General features: G+C 68.2%; 14 protein-coding genes. All 14 read right to left on the minus strand.

Annotation, left to right across the window (positions count from 1 at the left end; genetic code table 11):
• Nucleotides 1-169: 169 nt before the first annotated feature.
• Nucleotides 170-913, minus strand: a complete 744-nt coding sequence (locus tag GOY17_RS08375) for a DUF2092 domain-containing protein (RefSeq protein WP_157030022.1) — start codon at nt 911-913, stop codon at nt 170-172.
• A 17-nt stretch (nt 914-930) separates the two neighbouring features.
• Nucleotides 931-1,830 (minus strand): DUF2950 domain-containing protein, encoded by a 900-nt coding sequence (locus GOY17_RS08380; RefSeq protein WP_157030023.1) that lies wholly within the window; start codon nt 1,828-1,830, stop codon nt 931-933.
• Between the two features lie 13 nt (nt 1,831-1,843).
• Nucleotides 1,844-3,250 carry a DUF3300 domain-containing protein gene (locus GOY17_RS08385; protein ID WP_157030024.1) on the minus strand — a complete coding sequence of 469 codons (1,407 nt, stop codon included), beginning with the start codon at nt 3,248-3,250 and terminating at the stop codon, nt 1,844-1,846.
• A gap of 58 nt (nt 3,251-3,308) precedes the next feature.
• Nucleotides 3,309-4,079: an OmpA family protein gene (locus GOY17_RS08390; protein ID WP_198173861.1), complete on the minus strand. Its 771-nt coding sequence runs from the start codon at nt 4,077-4,079 to the stop codon at nt 3,309-3,311.
• Nucleotides 4,080-4,236: 157 nt separating this feature from the next.
• On the minus strand, nt 4,237-5,925 hold the full coding sequence (locus GOY17_RS08395) for an aspartate-alanine antiporter-like transporter (protein WP_157030026.1): 1,689 nt from the start codon (nt 5,923-5,925) through the stop codon (nt 4,237-4,239).
• Between the two features lie 22 nt (nt 5,926-5,947).
• The gene (locus GOY17_RS08400; protein ID WP_157030027.1) at nt 5,948-7,354 is read right to left on the minus strand and encodes an OprD family outer membrane porin; all 1,407 of its coding nucleotides are present in this window, start codon (nt 7,352-7,354) and stop codon (nt 5,948-5,950) included.
• An 18-nt stretch (nt 7,355-7,372) separates the two neighbouring features.
• Complete coding sequence (locus GOY17_RS08405; RefSeq protein WP_157030028.1) at nt 7,373-9,073, minus strand: aspartate:alanine exchanger family transporter; 1,701 nt, start codon at nt 9,071-9,073, stop codon at nt 7,373-7,375.
• A 58-nt stretch (nt 9,074-9,131) separates the two neighbouring features.
• On the minus strand, nt 9,132-11,888 hold the full coding sequence (locus GOY17_RS08410; protein ID WP_157030029.1) for an aminotransferase class I/II-fold pyridoxal phosphate-dependent enzyme: 2,757 nt from the start codon (nt 11,886-11,888) through the stop codon (nt 9,132-9,134).
• Between the two features lie 170 nt (nt 11,889-12,058).
• Complete coding sequence (locus GOY17_RS08415) at nt 12,059-13,702, minus strand: mechanosensitive ion channel family protein (protein WP_198173862.1); 1,644 nt, start codon at nt 13,700-13,702, stop codon at nt 12,059-12,061.
• A 68-nt stretch (nt 13,703-13,770) separates the two neighbouring features.
• Nucleotides 13,771-14,598 carry a hypothetical protein gene (locus tag GOY17_RS18775; protein ID WP_198173863.1) on the minus strand — a complete coding sequence of 276 codons (828 nt, stop codon included), beginning with the start codon at nt 14,596-14,598 and terminating at the stop codon, nt 13,771-13,773.
• A gap of 29 nt (nt 14,599-14,627) precedes the next feature.
• Complete coding sequence (locus tag GOY17_RS08420) at nt 14,628-15,317, minus strand: potassium channel family protein (protein ID WP_157030031.1); 690 nt, start codon at nt 15,315-15,317, stop codon at nt 14,628-14,630.
• On the minus strand, nt 15,314-16,405 hold the full coding sequence (gene cax, locus GOY17_RS08425) for a calcium/proton exchanger (protein WP_115840455.1): 1,092 nt from the start codon (nt 16,403-16,405) through the stop codon (nt 15,314-15,316). Before cax ends, GOY17_RS08420 begins: the two co-directional genes overlap by 4 nt.
• A gap of 10 nt (nt 16,406-16,415) precedes the next feature.
• Nucleotides 16,416-17,864, minus strand: a complete 1,449-nt coding sequence (locus GOY17_RS08430; protein WP_157030032.1) for an efflux transporter outer membrane subunit — start codon at nt 17,862-17,864, stop codon at nt 16,416-16,418.
• A 7-nt stretch (nt 17,865-17,871) separates the two neighbouring features.
• Complete coding sequence (locus GOY17_RS08435) at nt 17,872-19,053, minus strand: HlyD family secretion protein (RefSeq protein ID WP_157030033.1); 1,182 nt, start codon at nt 19,051-19,053, stop codon at nt 17,872-17,874.

Raw genomic sequence — 19,053 nt, forward strand, 5'->3', positions numbered from 1 at the left:
CCGATGGATCCCCGCCTTCGCGGGGATGACGGCTTAAAGCGGGGATGACGGCTTAAAGCGGGGGGTAACGGCTTGAAGGGAGCATGACGTCTTCGTAGGCAGGCTGACGTCTTCAGGTGAGATGACGTCCCCAAAGGCGGATGACGCCTCAAGAAGCTCGCGCCTCGCGCTACTGCCCCTGCGCGCGGAACTTGTCCCAGCCGACCTCGCTCGCGCCGGCAGGCGGGGTGAAGACGAAGGTGGAGTCGGGCAGCTTGACGTTTTCGACCCAAGTCAGTTCGGCGGTATACCCGGGCAGCCCCGCATCGCGCGTATCGACGAACGCGAGCTTGCACGGCAGGTGTTTTGAATCGGCGAAGACTTCCCACGCGATGCCGGCCTTCTTGTACGAGTAGTGCGCGCACTTGCGTCCGCCCACCAGCGCTTCGCCGGAGAAACTCGCGCGTTCGGCGTTTTCGAGCAAACGCGTCTGGTCGTCCCAGGTGAACAGCTGCGCCAGCGCCATGCGGAAGCCGACGCGCGATTCGACCGTGGACACGAGCGTCGACAGCGTGCCGGGCGCCTCGATGCGGGCGTACTGCTTCTGCGTCGGCGAGAACACGGTGATGGTGCGGCCGTCGTAGACGACGTCGCGATCGAGCCCCACGCCGCGCGTCGATGCGTGAAGGTGGTCCGGCGCGCGCACCTGGTACTTCGCGGTGCCGTCGAAATCGCGGTACTCGCCCGACGCCAGCGGCGCACGCGTCTTCACCGTGGCGTCCACCGTGTATACGCGCAGGCTGCGCAGCTTCTCGCCGATCTGCGAGAGCGCCTTGATCGCCTTCGGATCCACCGCCGCGGCCTGTTGCGCACGTGCGGGCGACAGAGGGATCAACCCCACGGCGAGCGCGAAGGCGAGGGCGGGCATCTTCATCGCGAGTTCCCTGTCGGTCACTTCGAAGTGGCTGCGGTCTGCGCGGCCTTCACTTCGACCCAGCTGCTGTCCGGATCGAATTTCGTCATCGCGCGCGCAAGCTGGTCGCCGTCCGGGCCGAGATCCTTCTCGAAGACCTCGCCTTCGTGGCTGACCATGAAGCTCATCACGCCGCTGTCGCCGTAGCGCGCCGGCCAGGCGACGAGCGCGAAGCCGCGGCTCATCGCGTCGCCGAGCTTGTAGTCGTACGCACCGCCCGGCGCCGACGGACCCTGCGCGGTGAGGATGCGATAGCGGTAGCCGTGCCATTCGCCGTTGGGCGTGTCGTCGCCGAACAGCGGACCGAGCGGGCTCTCCTCGCCGCCGTCGTCGGCCCAGTACAGACCGTCGTGCTGGCCGTCGGTGCTGACGAACTTCTGCGCGTATTCGAGCACGCCGTTGCCGTTGCGATCCTCGGCGGCGTAGTCGATCTGCGCGTCGTGGTAGGCGAGCACGGCCTGTTCGGCCTCGCGTTCGTTGCGGCCGATTCGGCGTGCGCGGATTTCCGCCTCGCCGGCCTTCACGTCGAAGGCCCAGCCGCCGCTGCCTTTCACCAGCGGAACCGGCAGCGTCCAGGCGTCCTTGCCGACGGCGAGCATCTGGTGCGTCGCATCCTTCTGCACGAACGAATGCTTCTCGCGATAGCGCGCGAGGAACGCATCGACGTCGTCGCGATCGACGCTGCCGCGCGGGACCACCTGCTCCCAGCTCGGGCCGAGGAGCGCGGTGAGTTTGGCCTCGTCGGCGGTCTTCGTGCCGAGCGCGGAGACGAGCGCGTCGGCGGCCGCGTCGGGCGTGGCGAAGGATTGTTGCGCGTGTGCAGGCAACGCCAGCAGCAGCGCGAAGGCGAGCGGGAGCCAGCGGACGGTTGCGCTCATGGGGTTCTCCTGCTCAACGACGACGCCCGCCACCGCCGCGCATCGGCGGCCGCGAGGGACGGCTCATCTGGTGTCCACCGCCGCGCGAAGCGGCCGGACGCTGCGACTGCTGCATGCTGCGCTGCCCGCGGCCGGCATCGCCGCGCGACATCGCCGGATTGCTTGCGCCCTGGAAGGCGCTGCTGTTGCCGGGGCGGTTCATGCCGGCGCTGTCGCGCGCACCCTGGCGCGCCTGCGCGTTGCCCTGGCCGCTGCGCTGGAAGTCGCCGCGATTGGCGCCTGCGGCGCCACCGGAGCGGTCGAAATCGCGCGACGCCTGCCCGGCGCGCTGCTGCGCTTCGCGATTGCTCGCCGCCGGCGCTTCGAAGCCGCGCTGTTCCATCGTCTGGCGCGCGCGGTCGCGATCGGCGGTGCGTGCGGCGTCACGCGACGGATCGCGTCCACGCGCCGCATCGCGCTGACCGGCGCCGTCGAGCTGGCGTCCGTACTGCTCGCGACTCTTGCTGTCGCGATAGGGCACGCCGTCGCGGTTGGCCGCGTTGTGCTGCCACTTGCCGTCGCGGCTGATCTGGTCGCGGTTGACGTTGCGTTCGGTATTGCGGTTGGTGTTGCGGTTGAACTCGTTATAGCGGTCCACGTCGATGTCGATATCGCTGTGGCCCCAGTCGAGGTCGCCCCACAACGCACCGCCGACGGCCACGCCGATGCCGAAGCTGAAAAGCGCGCCGCCCGGGTAGTAGTACGCCGGCGGCGGGTAGTAGTAGGGCGGATACGACGGATACATCCACGTGCCGTAGACCACGCTCGGGTTGTAGCTGGGCACGTAGACGACGTCGGGTTCGGACGACTCGATCACGATCGTCTGCGTGCCGGCGGGAACCGTCGTCGTCGTGCCAGTTGCGGGCGCGGCGGCCTGCTTGGTGACTTTCTGCTGCTCGTTGGACTTGAGGTTGCCGGCGGCATCGGCCTGGCGGCGCAGGCGCTGCACCGATTCCATCACCGCGTCGGGCTGTGCGAGGAACGCGTCGCCCATGCGCTGCACCCACTTGGGATCCTGGCCGAGCACCGCGAGCAACTGCGGGAACGCCACCAGCGACTGCACGCTCGGATCCCACGATTCGTTCGCGACCTGCTTCACCGCGTCCTCTCCCTTGGCGTCCTTGTGCGCCTTGGACCACGCGACCGCGTCGCTGACATCGCCCGGATACGTGGACGCCATCAGCACCTGCGCGAGCAGCGCGTCCGGATACAGCGCGATGGGCGCCATCATCTGGTCGAGTTCTTCGCGGGTGAACGTGCCGGACGATGCGGTGTTCGTCGTGGCCGATGGCGCGGACGGCGCCTGTACCGGCGCGGCCGCGACGTCCAGCGTCGCCAGCAGGAGAGCGGCGATCGCCGCCTGTAGCATCAGGATGCGCATGGAACCTCCACTGGCGCGACGGCGGGCGGGGGAGGTGACCCGCCGTCGCGACGCTGCGTTACTTGCCCGCCTGCACGCCCTTGTCGACGATGAGCTTCACCACGACCTTGCGCGCGCCGGCGTTGCTGCCCGCGCCCGCGTCGGCCGCCACGCCCATGCCGTCGCCCGCACGCACGCGGCCCGGTTGCAGGCCGGCCTGCTGCTGCAGGTAGTTGGCTACCGCGTTCGCGCGACGCATGCTCAGGCGCTGGTTGGCTTCGGCGTTGCCCGTGGAATCGGTGAAGCCCTGCAGCACGACCTGGTAATCCTGCGTTTCCTTCGCCTTCGCGGCGAACTGGTCGAGGCTGGATTTGCCGGCGGCGTTGATCGTCGCGCTGCCCGAATCGAACAGCACTTCGGCCGTGGCCAGGGCTTCGTACTTGCCGAAGTCGTTCATGCGCGCGGTGGTCGGCGCCAGGCCGGCCTGCACCTGCTGCGCGGTGCGGAAGTCCTCCGACTTGAACGAAACTTCGGTGGCATCGAAACCGCTGCCGCTGGCGACCGCGTCGATGGTGACCGGCAGGCCGGGCATCAGTGCCGTCTGTTCGGCCTTCTCGTGCACCACGCCGGTGAGGCCCTTGGTGCGCTTGTACTTGGTGCTGGGCGACAACGTGATGGTCTGCTCCACGTTGGCGGCGTCCTTGACCACGATCGTGTTGCCCTGGACGGAGGTGATCAGTCCCTTGATCTTGCTCTTGTCGCCGTCGGCGGCGGAGGCGGACGACACCGCCAGCACGGCCGCCATCGCGGCGGTGAGCGACAGCGACTTCATGAGCGTGCGCTTGTTCATCGATGGATCCTCGTGTGGGGCGGCGGGAGTCGGGCCCATGCAGGAGCGTCCCGTCCACCGCCGAGTTCTACGCCGATCCGCAACCGGCTCAATTGGCCCTTGGCCCAAGCTGCAGCGCAGCGTCGCCCGGCAGGATTCGCGCCAACCGGCCGCGCATTCACGCCATGACCATGACCATCACCGTGCCCCAGGTGGTGAGGAACAGGTGCGCCACCGCGACCGCCCCGGTGTAGCCGATCACCGCCACGGGGCTGCCGGATTTCTCCTGCACCGCGGCGAGCGCGGCGGTGAAGGTCTGCGCGCCGGAGATCGCGCCGAGCAGGAGCAGCGGATCGATCTTCAGCACTTTCCGGCCGAACCAGAGGCCCAGCAGCAGCGGGGCCATCGTCACCAGCAGGCCGCCGAAGAACAGGCCGACGCCGGATTGCCGCAGCGCCTCCATGAAATGCGGCCCCGCCCCGAGGCCGACCATCGCCACGAACGCCGCCAGCCCGAAGGACTGCATCAGCTTCACCGCCGCATCCGGAACGCGCCCGAACAGCGGCCGCCGCCCGCGGATGTGGCCGACGACCAGGCCCGCCAGCAACGCGCCGATGCTGGTGCCGATCGTCACCGTGATGCCGCCGATGGGCACGGAGGCCACGATGCCGAACAGCGCGCCGAGGAAGATCGCGAAGCCCACGACGACGAAATCGGTGGCATCGCTCGCGTGCACGATCTCGCCCAGCACGCCGGCCGCGCGCAGCACCGCCGGCTCCGGGCCGACGAGGGTGAGCACGTCACCGCGTTCGATCGTGGTGCGTGTGCCGATCGGGATCTCCTGACCGCCACGACGTATCCGGCGCAGGAACACCGCGCGTACTTCGTCGCGGGCCGCGATGTCCTCCAGCGTGCGGCCGGCCCAGCGCGATTTGCCGACGAAGACTTCGTGCGAGGCCATCGGAATGTCGAGCAGTGCCGCGTCGTCGACTTCCTCGCCGCGTTCGCCGATCACGTCCACCAGCACGTCGCGTCGGCCGCCGACGGCCACGACGTCGCCGGCGTGGATCACGCTGTCGCCATCGATGTCCAGCAGCGCGCCGTCGCGGCGGATCCGATGGACGAACAGGCGTGCGCCGACGATCACGCGTTCGGCGGCCGCGACGGTCAGACCGGCGATGGGCGCGGCCGGGGCGATGCGATAGGCGCGCGTCTCGAACGGCTGCCATGCCGGCACGACACCGTGCCGCTGGCGCTTGATGCCGTAGCGCCGTTCGACCTGCAACGCGTGCGCGGCGAGATCCACGCGCAGCAGCTTCGGCCCGAACACGGTGCAGGTGAGGATCACGCCCAGCGCGCCGGAGACGTAGCACAGCGCGTCGCCGACGCCGATGTGTGCGAGATAGCGCTCGCGCGTGGCGGCATCGAGCGGCAACGCCTGGATCGCCTCGCTGGCCGTGCCCATCGCGGGCGATTCGGTGAGCGCGCCGGACATCATGCCGGCGGCCAGGCCCGGATCGAGCCGCAGCGTCTTCGCCACGACGATCGCGACGATCAATCCGACCACCGGCATGAACACGCCCAGCGCGGCGAAGCGCCAGCCGTCGCCCTTCATCGCACCGAGGAAGCGCGGGCCGACCTCGTAGCCGATGCCGAACAGGAACAGCAAAAACACCAGCGACTTCGCGGTGGCCGCCACCGGCACCGCGAACAGCCAGCCAAGAAGCATGCCGGCGAGCAGCGAGCCGGTGACGCCGCCGAGCGTGAAGCCGCGCACGCGGATCGCGCCGATCCAGTAACCGATGCCAAGCGCCAGATAGACCGCGAGCTCCGGATACCGCGACAGCGTCGAGGCGAACCACTGCATGCGTTGCCTCCGCGGCGTGGCGTCAGAGACTCGGCGGGTCGTAGTAGATCATCAGCCGGAAGTCGTCCAGGTCGGTTTCCACCGGGCCTTCCTGCCGCACGTGCGCGTAGCGCATGCGGAACAGCAGGCCTTTCAGGAAACCATCGGCCACCGCCCACTGGAAATTGACGTCGTACTCGTCCTTCGCGTACTCGGTGGGGGATTGCGGATCCGAACCGTCTACGTACAGCGCGTACACGCTCGCTCCCTTGATGAAGGGGAAGGTGTAGCCGGCGCGCAGCATCCACGCCGATTCGCCGTCGCGGTTGAAATCCTCGACCTGCACACTGGTGAAACCGGGATAACCGCTCCACGGATTCTGCATGTTGGTGTCGCCGCCGGCGCGCGTGTAAGCGGCGGTGAACAGCGCGCCGCCGTGTGCAAGCTCGGCTTTCGCGCCCCACTGGTCGGACGAGAAATCCGTGCCGCGCAGCAGGTCGTCGCCGACGCTGGTCTGGTCGGAATACTGCACCGCGAAACTCAGCTTGGTCTTCTCCGCCAGCGGGATGCCGTACTTACCTTCGGCGTAGAAGATGTTGATGATGTCGTCGCTGTAGTAGTTGATCGCGCCCAGCGAGAGGTCGCCGGACTTGTAGTTCGCGCCGATCGCGTAGACGCCGCGATCGGTGCCGTCGGGCGCGCCGGCGTCCTGCGACATCGACACGAAGTCCTCGGAATTGCGCTCCTTGATCTTGTCGACGTAGCCGCCGCCCACGCGCCATTCGGGCCGGCCTTCGTCGCCGCCGTAGAGCCCTTGGAACAACACCGTCTGGAACGTGTTCGGCGTCATGCGCGCGTCGTTGCGGTTGATGTACGGCGTATCGAAACCGCGGCGGCCGAGCGTGAGGCGCGAGTCCTCGTTGATCAGGAACTCGCCGTACACCTCGCCGAGCACGCTGTAGCCTTCCTGTCCGGGCGCGAGCAGCAGCGTGCCGTCGCGGTCGTCGGGGCCGTAGAGCTTCTGCGAGGTGTAACCCGTCGCGCCGAACGCGAAGCGGTCGCGGAAATAACCTGTCTTGAATCCGAGCGAGCCGCCCAGCGCCCACGCTTCGCTGCCGCTGTCGTCGTACTTCTCGCGATCGAGATAGAACGAGCGCACCTGCAGGTCCCACTTCGTGTCCTTGAACGCCTTGCGCCGCGTGTCGCGGATCCACTGCTGGCGATCGCGCGGCGCGAAGGCTTCGTTCATGCGCGTCTGGCCCTGCTCGGTCGAGCTCGGCGCGGTATCGATGTAGACGTCGTCCTCGGTTTCCTTCGGCTCCTCGCCTTGCGCAGGCGCGGTGGCCTGTGCGGGCGCAGTGGTCTGCGCCCAAGCGGGCATCGCCAGCAGGCAGCCGAGCGAGGCGGCGGCGACCGCCACGCATCCGGCACGGGGGCGCTTCACGTTCATGGCGGCTCTCCCTGCGCGTTACTGCGACAACACCATCGCGAAGTAACCGAACACCGTGTACAGCACGCCGGAAATCGCGTAGCCCACCGGGAAGCCGACCCACGGCACGGTGCTGTTGATCTCCTTCGCCGCTTCGCGCGCCGGGCCCGAGTGCGAGCGCGATCCCGCGACACCGCCCATCAGCACCGCCGGGTTGATCTTGAAGAAGTGGTAGCCCACCGCCCAGGTGATAAACGGCGGGATCGTGCTCGCCACGAAGCCGGCGAGGAAGATCTTCAGCGCGATCGAACCGGTCAGCTGCTCCAGCAGCGTCGCGCCGGCGTTGATGCCGACGATCGCGATGAAGGTGACCAGGCCGAGGTCTTCCAGGATGTTGCGCGCGGCGTTCGGCGTGCTGCCGAAGTAGCGCAGGCGCGAGACGATCGAGGAGACGAAGATGCCCGACAGCAGCAGGCCGCCCGCGTTGCCCAGGCCCACGGAGAAATCGCCCACCGGCACGTTGATCTTGCCGATCAGCAGGCCGATCACCATGCCCGCCGACAGCGTCAGCAGGTCGGTAGAAGTGCTCGGGCGCGCGATCTTGCCCAGCATCCCGGCGGCCTTGTCGACGGCGCTCTTCAGGCCCGTCACGAACAGCACGTCCAGGCGCTTGAGTTCGGTTTCGGCGCCGACCGGAATCGGCTCGCCGGAACGCTCGAGGCGCGTGACCTGCACCTGGCCGGCAAAGTCCTCGGTGGCGAGCGCCTTCAGCGGCTTGCCGACGAAGTCCTTTTCCGTCACCAGGATTTCGGCCTGGTCCAGCGGCACGTTCAGCGCCTTGGGGTCGTCCACTTCGGCGCCGAGCAGGCCGAGGTTCTCGGTCAGATCGCCCAGCTTTCCGCCCAGCGCGACCACATCGCCGTGCAGCAGCACGACATCGGGCCCGGCGCCGAGCGAGTCCTCCCCGCGCCGCACGTTGACGATGCGGTACTGCGGGAACTTCGCGCGGAACTGCGCGATGGTCTGGCCGGCGGTGGCCACGTTCTCCAGCCGGTACGCGCGCAGGCCGCCGCCGCGATAGCCGGTCAGCGCCGCGTCGTCGACGTTGCGCACGCCATGCTCGCGCTCATAGTCCTGCGCGGCCTTGCGCGCGTCCACGCCCCACCAGCGCGGCAGGTACTTGCAGATCAGGATGATGCCGACCGTGCCCCAGATGTAGGTCACGCCGTAGCCGAGCGCGATCATGCCCGACACCTGTTCGGCCGTCGTGCCCGCGGGCACCTTGTACGCGCCTTGCTCCATCGCCATCTCGGCGGTGCCGATGGCGGCGGACATCGTCTGCGAACCGGCGAGGATGCCGCCTGCGGAGCCCGGCGGCAGGGCGAGCCACTTCGTCATCAGCACCACCAGGCCGAGGCCCAGGAACGAGCAGATCACGGCGAGGATGGTGAAGGTGATGCCGTCCTTTTTCAGGCTGTTGAAGAACGCGGGCCCGACGCGCAGGCCGACGCCATACATGAACAGGTAGTAGAAGAGCGACTTGGCGAAGTTGTCGAGTTGCAGCTTCACGCCGTAGGTCGAGGCCCAGGTCGCGAGCGCCGCGCCGACGACCACCGCGGCCGCGACCATGCCCAGCCCGTAGCCCTTCACCGCGAACTTGCCGACCAGGACCGCCATGCCCACGGTGAAGAACAGCAGGATGTACGGGTTTTCGGAAAGGAACTGGAAGAAACCTTGCATGACGGCGTGCTCCCGATGGGTGGTTCCGAGTGGTGCTGCCGGAGGTGCGTTCCGTTCGCTACATGGATGACGCGCGACGATTGCCCAGCGCCGAGGGCTTGAGCAGCTTGATGCCCTGCGCGGCGTGGTAGCCGTGGATTTCCTTCACGTCGAGCTTGCGCATGAAGGCGATGGTGTCGGCGGTGATCACCTGGCCCGGCACCATGATCGGGAAGCCCGGCGGGTAGGGGATGACGAAGTTCGCCGAGACCATCTCCGGGCCGTCGCGCAGGCGCTTGTCGACTTCCTCGCTGTTCAACTTCACGAACTCGCAGTTGTCTTCCTCGTACGCCATGAAGAACGCCGGCCGCATGTGGCCCTCGTTGCTCGCGCCGTCGGGATGCTCGCGGAACGCGTCATGGAAACGGCTGAAATTCGGCAGGTCCGGCACGTCGGTCATCAGCGACTTCACGCGATCGGCGAACACCTGCGCGCCGACCGTGCCTTCCTGCGACAGGCGCGACTCGATCTCGCGCGACAGGTCGGCCAGCGCCTTGATCAGCAGCGCGGCGTCGGAATGCGTGTTGTTGATGTTGGTCTGCACCAGCACGCTGTTGCGCGAGGTCTTGTTGATCTGGATGTCGAAGCGCTCGGCGAGCAGGCCCTTGAACTGCGTGCCGTCGAAGCCCGCGGCGCCGCAGATCAGCGTCAGGCGCGTGGGATCGAGCGCGAACTCGTCCTCGTCCAGTGCGTCGATCGCCGCCGACCAGCTCGAATCCGGCGGACCGTAGTCGCGCAGGCCGGACTCGCGGAATTCGGCGGGAATCATGTCTTCCGGCGTCGCCACGCGGAAATACTTCGAGATCAGCGGATGCGTGTTGACCGCGCGACGGATCTTCAGCGCCAGGTCGGTCATGCGCAGCGTCAGGCCGTAGCCTTCCAGCTCCATCTGCCTGCGCGCGAGGTCGAGCGAGGCGATGAGCTGCAGGTTCGGCGAAGTCGAGGTGTGCGCGAAGAACGCTTCCTCGAACGGGCCTTCGACGTGGTGGAAGTCCTCGTCCCACACCAGCATCATCGAACCCTGGCGGAAGGCCGACATCGACTTGTGCGTCGAGTTGGTCTGGTAGACGCGGATGCGGACCTTGTCGGGATCGGGCAGCCAGTGTTCGTCGAGCATCGCCGGATTGCTCGGGTCGATGTCGCCGTGCTTCTCCTTCCACGCATCGTATTCGGCGCGATAGGCCTTGCTGCGGTAGCGCGCGGTGAGCGCGGCGGCCGCGCCCATCGCGGTTCGGCGGCGGTGCATCGGATTGAAGCGCGCGAAGCCGAACCACGCCTCGTCCCACAGGAAGATGAGGTCGGGCTTGATCGCCAGGCATTCCTGCATCACGCGACGCGGGTTGTACATGTGGCCGTCGAAGGTGCAGTTGGTCATGTCGATGACCTTGACGCGATCGAGCTTGCCGCCGGCGGCGCAGTCGAGCAGCGCCTGCTTGATCGTGCGCAGCGGTACCGCGCCGTACATCGAGTACTGCGTGAGCGGGAAGGCCTCGACGTAGTACGGCTGCGCGCCGCTGAGCACGAAGCCGTAGTGGTGCGACTTGTGGCAGTTTCTGTCCACGATGACGATGTCGCCCGGCTTGCACACCGCCTGCACGACGATCTTGTTCGACGTGGACGTGCCGTTGGTGCCCAGGTATGCGCGCTTGGCGCCGAACGCGCGCGCCACGGCTTCCTGCGCCTTCTTGATGTTGCCGGTCGGCTCCAGCAGGCTGTCGAGGCCGCCGGTGGTTGCCGATGATTCGGCGAACAGGATGTTGGTGCCGTAGAAGTGGCCCATGTCGCGGATCCAGTTCGATCCGAAGATCGACTTGCCGCGCGCGATCGGCAGCGCATGGAACGTGCCGATGGGCCGCATCGCGTACTTCTTGAGGTTGTCGAAGTATGGCGTCTCGTAGCGATCCTTCACGCCGTCGATGATCGACAGGTGGATTTCCATCGGTTCTTCGACGTGATGGAACACGCGGCGCAGCGGCGCGGCCTCGTCGCTGCCGGCGAGTTCTTCCGGCGCGCGGTCGGTGAGCAGGTAGAGGTCCAGCTCCGGACGCGAGCCCTTGATCGCGCGCGCAAGGCGCAGCGAGAGCGATCCGGCGCGCGAGTCGTCCTCGTCGAGTTCGACGTGACGCGAGACGAAATCCTTGAGGTCGGGGATGTCGTGCTTCGAGTTGAAGCCGAAGCCGTCGACCAGCACCACCGCCTGCAGGTCGTGGTTGACCATCATCGCCAGCGCGGCGTCCTCGAAACTGGCCACGTGCACGGCGGTGTAGTGGAACGGATCCTCGGGGCGACGCATGCGGCGCATCTCGTCCTTTGAGCGCAGCCACTGGCCGGGATCGGCCGGCGTCACGACCATCACTTCGAAATAGGGCTTGTCCTGCACGCCGAGGATGTCCGGCGGCAGCGCGTCGAGCACGGTGCGGTCGACGTCGTCATCGAGTTCCCACGCGTGTTCGTCGCGGCGGTAGTCGCCGGAGAGGATCGCCGCCGACACCTTCTGCGCGAGCCGCGCGAACGTCGCTGCGTCCCCTTCGCCCAGCGCGTTGCGAAGGGCGGTGAGCAGGCGTTCCCCGGGATACGCCCAGCAGTGCTCCAGGCGCAACACGTCGTCGAGGCGCTCCTGGCAGTGTTCGCGCTGCTTCGACGCGTTCGACGGACTCGCGGACGCCCACGCGCGTGCGCTGGCGTTGAGGTGCCGCCACTGGTCGGCGCGCAACGACGCGGCGACGAGGACGTTGGACAGCTGCGGGCGGTTTTCGGACTTGACATCCTGGTTCATGGAACACCCCGGGGGCGTGGTGTCGAGGGGAATCGCCGCACAAGCGACGCCGCGGGCCGGTGGCCCAACGCCCGAACGTTAGGCGCGCAAACAAGGCGTGAAAATTGGCCCTTGGCCCTAGTTCCTGTTGCTTCGGAATGTCGGTCGGGCCAGGCTGCGGCGCCGCGTGTTCAGGCGCGTGCATCCTCGCGACCGCTGGTCGGAACGGAAGACTCCGCCAGCCCTTCCCAGTGCGTCTTCGGCACGATCTTTGGCGCCTCCGGATCGGCTTCGTAATTGGGCGACATGATCTGCACGCCGGCTTCGTTGAAGGCGTCCTGGATGTTGGCGTGCAAGGTGCTGCGCGCGACCAGTCGCTGCTGCACGTCGGCGATGCGTGCCCGTAGCACGTATTCGACGTAGAAGTCCGACAGCGCGGCCTGCGCGACGAACGGAGCGGGCGTCTCCATCACGCCGGGCGTGCGCCGCGCGGCATCGAGCAGGAGGCGATGAACCTGGCGCCAAGGCGCGTCGTAGCCGATGGTGACCTTCGACTCGATCCACATGCCGGGACCGTCGGGATGGCGCGAGTAGTTGTGAAGCATGCCGCCGAGCACGACGTTGTTCGGGAAACTCACCTCCACGCCGAGCGGCGTGCGCAGGCGCGTGGTGAACAGGCCGATCTGCTGCACGGTGCCTTCGGTCTCGCCGATGCGCACCACGTCGCCGGGCGCCATCGTGCGCGAATACAGCAGCGTGAATCCGCCGGCCGCCTGGCCGACGATGCTCGACGCGCCCAGCGATACCATCAGGCCGACGAACACGCTTAATCCCTTGAAGGCCTCGGTTTCCGCGCCGGGCAGGTAGGGATACGCCATCGCCAGCGCGAACAGCCAGATCAGCGCGGTGATGATCTTGCGCGTGGGTTCGGCCAGTTGCTGGTCGACGCCGAGGATCTGGAAACGCCCGGATTCCACGCCGTGGAAGGTGATGCGCACCGCCTGCGTCACCAGCCGCGCGAGCAGGAAGATCAGCAGGGCGCTGAACAGGCCGGGCAGGGCGGAGAGGATCGCGCTGCCGAAGCCGGCGGTGCGCGCGCCGATCCACTCCGTCATCGCGGCCGCGTACGGCTGCGTGTACGGGAAGCGGCCGAGCGCGAAGCGCAGCCACTCCTCGAAAGTCAGCAGCACGATCAGCCACATCGCAAGGCGCGCGAGGCCGCGTGCGCTGGCGATCAGGCCCGACAGCATCTGCCGCGCCGATTCGCTCTTCAGCTGCGCCAGTCGCCGCACGACCCAGGCATCCACACGATGCCGCACGCGCAGCACGAGCTTGCGCAGCAACCACAGCGCGCCGACGGCCACCGCCGTGGCGATCGCCACCCACATCAGGCCCTGCAGCACGCGTTGCGGCATGCGTGCCTGTTCGGCGGCATCCACGGCGACCGACAGGCGCGAAACGGTCTGCGCACGCAGCTGATCCATCGTCTGGCCGCGCAGCGTGTCGCGATCGCCGGGGACCAGCACGGTGACGAGCTGGCCGGCCATCAGGATCGCCACGCCCTGCGGCACGTTCTGGTAGGTGACGGTCGCGCCGCCGGGTTCGTCGATGATGCGGGCGATGTTGGCTTCGGCCACGCGTGCGCGACGTTCCGGCGAGTTGCCGAAGAAGGGCACGCGCAGCACCACGATGTCGCGGTTGAAGTAGCGCAGAGTTGCGGGCGCATTCGCCGCCACAGGCGCCGGTTGCGCGGTGGACGTGGCGGTCTGCGCGGCGGAGGTCCCGGGCAGCAGGCTCGCGACAGCCAGCATCGCGAAAAGGGCGAGGGCGAACATCGACGACGCGATCGCCCGCGTTGCCCGCAGTATCGTTGTCCCGCGCGCGCGCATGGGTCGCCTCGCCGTCAGAACCGGTAGGTCACGCCGAGCCGCAGGCCGCTGTCGACGAACTCCAGGTTGCCGATGAAGTCCGACTTCTCGGCGTCGGCGGTGATCCGGCGCCGCGTGTAGTCCAGCGAGATGCCGGTGCGTTCCCACGGGAACCATTCCACGCCGATACGCCCGAAGGTGATGTCGGCGTCGATGTCGTTGACGTTCGCCGAGAAATAACCGACGTCCGCCGAGAACCGCCACTGTTCGGCCGGCGCCCAGCGCCAGCTGCCGCCGATGCTCGGCGCGGGCAGGTCGGCGTCGACCGTCTCGCTGATCGCGCCGTCGATGCGGTTGCCGGCCGAATCGATCTCGACGTCCAGCCCGAGGCGCATGCGGTACCAGACCAGACCGAAGCGCGGGCCCAGCGCCCAACGCTCGTTGTTGGCCGCCCACCAGACGTAGTAGAGGTCGTACGCGTCCAGGTCGACGGAGGCGCGCACGGTGCTGTCGGCCTCGTACAGCGTGCCGTCGAACTCGATGTCGCGCGAGATGCGACGCGTCGCGTCGGCATCGTCCTGGTAGTAGGACAGGCCGAACTCGTGGTTGTCCCAGGGCCGCCAGGTCACGCCGACGAGCGCCACCGTGTTCTTCTTGTCCAGGCCGAAGTCGCGCTGCAGGTCCACTTCGGTGCCCGAGCGCGTCTCTCCGTCGGCGCGCACCTGCGTGTCGAAGTCGGTGACGTAGCCGCCGATCCGGGCGCTGAAGGTGTCCAGCGGTTCGATCGCGCGGCACTCCATGGACGCGAGCGCGAGGATCGCGGCGACCGACGCGGTCAAAGGCATGGCGATGCGGGTGTTCATGGAAATCTCCTTCGCTTCGAATGCGGCGGTCATCGTGAGTGCGCGGCGGTCTGCAGCCCGACCAGCCGGGCCACCAGGAGCGCGAGGTACAACTGGCCGATCACGGCTTCGAACACCGCCAGTCCGCGCATCGCGGGCGTCGCAGGGACGAGGTCGCCGTAACCGAGCGTGGCAAGCGTGACGAAACTGAAGTAGATGGCATCGCCCATCCCGATGCCGGCCGGCGGGACCACGCCGCCGGACAGGAGCGAGCCGGGCAGCACGCGCGTCATCGCCGCGTACACCACGCCCCAGCACACGCCGATCAGCAGGTAGGCGCTGAGCGCGGCGTACACGCGTTCGGCGTCGATGCGCACGCTCGACAGCGAGAAACGCACGGCGTTGTACGCGGCGACCAGTGCGATGACGCCCCAGATCACGGCGCCGAGGATCGACAGCGCCGGCGCCTGCGGGCCACGGGCAGCGAACCAGCGCAGCACCAGCGCAAGGCCGATCAGCGTAAACAGCGTGCGGCGTTCGGCCTTCAGCACGATGGGGAACACCGCGGCGATGAGGTTCACCGCCAGGAACGCTTCCATCGCATTGCGCCCGAAATGCATCGTTTCCAGCAGCGGGCCGATGGCGACGGTGAGCAGCAGCGAGAAGAACAGCAGCGCGTAGCGGTGCCGGTCGACGAAGCGGCGCGGATCGTGCACTGCGCGGGAAGCGGCGGCGTTCATTTCGCCCCCGATACGTCGGGCACGTAGAAGAACACCGCCGCCAGGATCAGGTACACCGCGAGGAGCTGCACGCCGCGCAGCCAGTCGGTGCGGCCGTCGCTGGCGATCTGGCCGGTGATCAGCACCGAGAACAGGATCGTGAGCACCAGCCCCGGCCCGAAGACGAGCCCCATCGGGTGCGGCCCGATGACGTAGCTGAGCAGCACCAGCAGCGGCGCGACGAGGAGCGCGAGCTGCACGCTGGCGCCCAGGGCAATCGACATCGCCAAGTCCATGCGGTTCTGGCGGGCGGCAACAATCGCGGTCGCCTGTTCGGCCGCGCCACCGATCACCGCGAGCACGAACACGCCGGTGAAGGCGTCCGACAGGCCGAGTTCCTCGCTCGCCGGTTCCACCGCGCCGACGAGGATTTCACTGAGCCAGATGATGCCCAGGCTCACCGCGGCGAGGACGATCACGGCCTTGCGCGGGCTCCATTGCGGTGCCTGGTGCGCGTGGTGCAGGTCGGCGGCGGTTTCGTCGGTTACGCCCGGCTTGCGCGCGCGGATCGCGCGGCTGGCCATCAGCGTGTAGGCGACGTTCGCCACGTACACCAGCAGCAGCGCGACGGCGATCCACGCGCTGATCGGATCCAGCTGCGGCTGCGCGTCCGGCACGATCGCGCCGTACGCGGCGGGCATGATCAGCGCGATCACCGCCAGCGTCAGCATCGTCGCCTGCACGCGCGCGGCGCGGCCGTCGTAACGCTGTTCACCGTGCCGCACGCCGCCCAGCACCATCGCGACGCCGAGCACGAACAGGATGTTGCCGATGATCGTGCCGGCGATGGAGGCCTTCACCATGCCGTGCAGGCCTTCGCGCAACGCGGCCAGCGCGATGATGAGTTCGGCGGCGTTGCCGAAGGTCGCGTTGAGCAGGCCGCCGACGCCGGGGCCCAGACGCACGGCGAGCGAGCCGGTCGCCTGCGCCATGAGCGAGGCCAGCGGCACGATGCCGAGCCCAGCGACGATGAAGATCAGCAGCGCCCGTTGCGGCGCGAAGTGCTCCAGTGCGATCGCCAGCGGCATGAGCAGGAGGAGCCATCGCATCGGGGCGTCCTCAGTGGGCCGCGGGTCCGGCGCCGGCGTCCGGCGCCACCTCCGACGGCGTGCCGAAATTGCCGCCGAGGGCGAGGTGGAGGTCGACGCGGCGGGAGAGGCGTTCGCGCTGCACGCTCAGCAGCGCGGTTTCGGCAGCCCATGCGGCGAGCTGGCGCTGGCTCACGGTGCGCAGGTCGGCGCGGCCGATGCGGTAGGCCGATTCCTCCATGCGCACGATGTCGCGGTTGGCGTCGACGGCTTCGCGCAGGATGCGTTCGCGATCGGCGAGCACGCGCTCGGCGGTGAGCGCGTCCTCGACTTCGTCCAGCGCGTTGAGCGCGCGGCGCGCGTAATCGGCGACGGCTTCCTTCTGCTCGGCCGTGCGCAGGCGCACCTGCCCGGTGAGCGCGCCGCCGGTGTAGATCGGCACCACTGCCGTGGCGTTGATGGTGTTGGTCGTCTGCTCCAGGTCCTCGCGCGTTTCGACGGCCGCGTTGCTGATGCGCGCATAGCCGCCGGAGATCGACAGCGTCGGCAGCATCGCGGCCTTTGCTTCGCCCACCAGGTCGAACGCGGCGGCGACGCGGCGTTCGGCGGCGATCATGTCGGGACGGCGGTTGAGCACGTCGATCGGAATGCCTGCCGGCACCGGCGCGGGGAAGGGCGTGAGCGCGCCGGCGACGTCGAGCGTCGCGGCCGGATAGCGCCCCAGCAGCAGTTCCAGCGCACGCAGCGCCTGCCGGTGCGCGAGTTCTATCTGCTGCTGCGCGTCGGCGTAGGTTGCCAGGTTCGCCTGCGCGACCATCACGTCGGTCTGCGTGCCGGCGCCGACGCGAAGGCGGTCGCCGGACAGGTCGACCAGTCGCGTGCCGGCCTCGGTCATCTGCGCCGCGAGCGCCATCTGCAGGCGCGTTTCGTTGGCGACGAACCACGCGCGGGCGACGCTGGCGGCAAGCGATTGCTGCGCGAAGCGGTAATCGGCGCTGGACGCATCGCGCGCCGCCCGTGCGGCATTGCGCGCGTAGCGCATGCGACCCCACAGGTCGATCTCCCAGCTCAGCCGCAGCATCACGCCGCTGAGCAGCGGGATGAGGTCGGCGATCGGCTTGGAACCGGCGCGCCCGAGCAGGCCGATCGCGGGCTTCAGCTTGGACTCGGCCAGATCGACCTGCGCGTTGGCCTGCTCGACACGCGCGGCGGCCATCAGCAGGTCCGGATTGTGTTCGAGCGCTTCGTGCACCAGGCGCGTGAGCACCGGATCGTTGAAGCTCGCCAGCCAGCCTTCGTCGACCTGCGCGGCGCTTGCCTGCGCGGACCAGTTGGGCGGGATGGTCGTGTAGCCCAGAGCCTGTCCGCGCACTTCATCGCCCGTGGGCTCGGGCAGCACGGCGCAGCCCGTCGCGAGGACGAGCAGGAAGGCGCCGGTGAGCGCCTTCATCGCGGATCGGCTCGCGGCGACGTCGCGCATCGTGGCCTCAGTGCAGTTTCAACACGAGCCAGTCGAGCTTGGTGCCCACCCGCAGGATCACCTTGCGGATGATGTGCAGCAGCTTGCCGCGCTCGGTGTAGATGGCGCCCTGGCCCTGCGCGCCCATGGCGATGAACGTTTCCACGTCGCGGCCGGCGGGACGCAGGCGCACGGCGATGCGACCGAGCGGCAGCGGCGTCGTGCCGCTGGTCGGCACCATGCCGCTGATCGGCAGCTGCCCGGTCGACGAAGCCCAGACCACCGAGTCGACCGCGCACTTGATGATGCGGTTCGGGTGCGTCTTCAGCGCGATTTCGGCTTCGTTGCCGGGCGCGACGTTGGCCAGCTCGTTCTGCGCGAACATCGCCAGCACGATCTGTTCCTTCTCCACGAAACTCATCACCGGCGTCAGGGGGATCGACGCCGCGTAGGAGCCTTCGCGCAGCTGCAGGTTGATCACGACGCCGTCCGCGGGCGCGTAGACGGTCGTCTGCTCCAGCTGCCAGCGCGCCTGGATGATCTGCGCCTTGAGCTGTTCGACCGCCGCATGCGCCTGCGCGACTTCCGACAGCTGCCCATCGCGCGTCTTGGCCGACATCTTCTGCTGCACCTGCGCCATCTGCGCCGAGGTGGACGTCAGTTCCGACCGCAGGCTCGCCGCTTCGGTCTGCGCCTGCTCATGGTCGAACTTCGATCCGGCGCCGGTGCCGGCGAGTTCGGCGGTCTGGCGTTCGCGACGGATCGCGAGGTCCAGCCGGGAGTTCAATGCATCGCGCGTGGAGCGCGCCGATCGCAGCTCCTCGTTGAGTTCGCGCTGGTAGGCCTGCGCGCTGTCGAGCTTGGCCGACAGTTCCGGCAGCTTGGCTTCCAGCGCGAGCAGTTCCTGCTGGAACGGCACCGGATCGATGCGGAACAGCACGTCGCCCTTGCGCACGGGCCGGTTGGGTTCCACCGGCACGGCGATCACGCGCCCGCTGACGCGCGGCACCACCTGCACGACGTAATTGATCACGCGCACGTCGGAAGAAGAGGGCGCCACGACGTTGAGCACCAGGATCATCGCCGTCAGCGCGAAGATCGGCAGCGACACGACGATGATCTGGCTGACGAAGTTCCACGGCAGCCATTTGAACTTGAAGAAGATCAGCCAGACGAAGAAGGAATAGATGAGCAGCAGGATGATTTCCAT

It is taken from the genome of Lysobacter soli, assembly GCF_009755585.1.
Lineage (GTDB): Bacteria > Pseudomonadota > Gammaproteobacteria > Xanthomonadales > Xanthomonadaceae > Lysobacter_J > Lysobacter_J soli.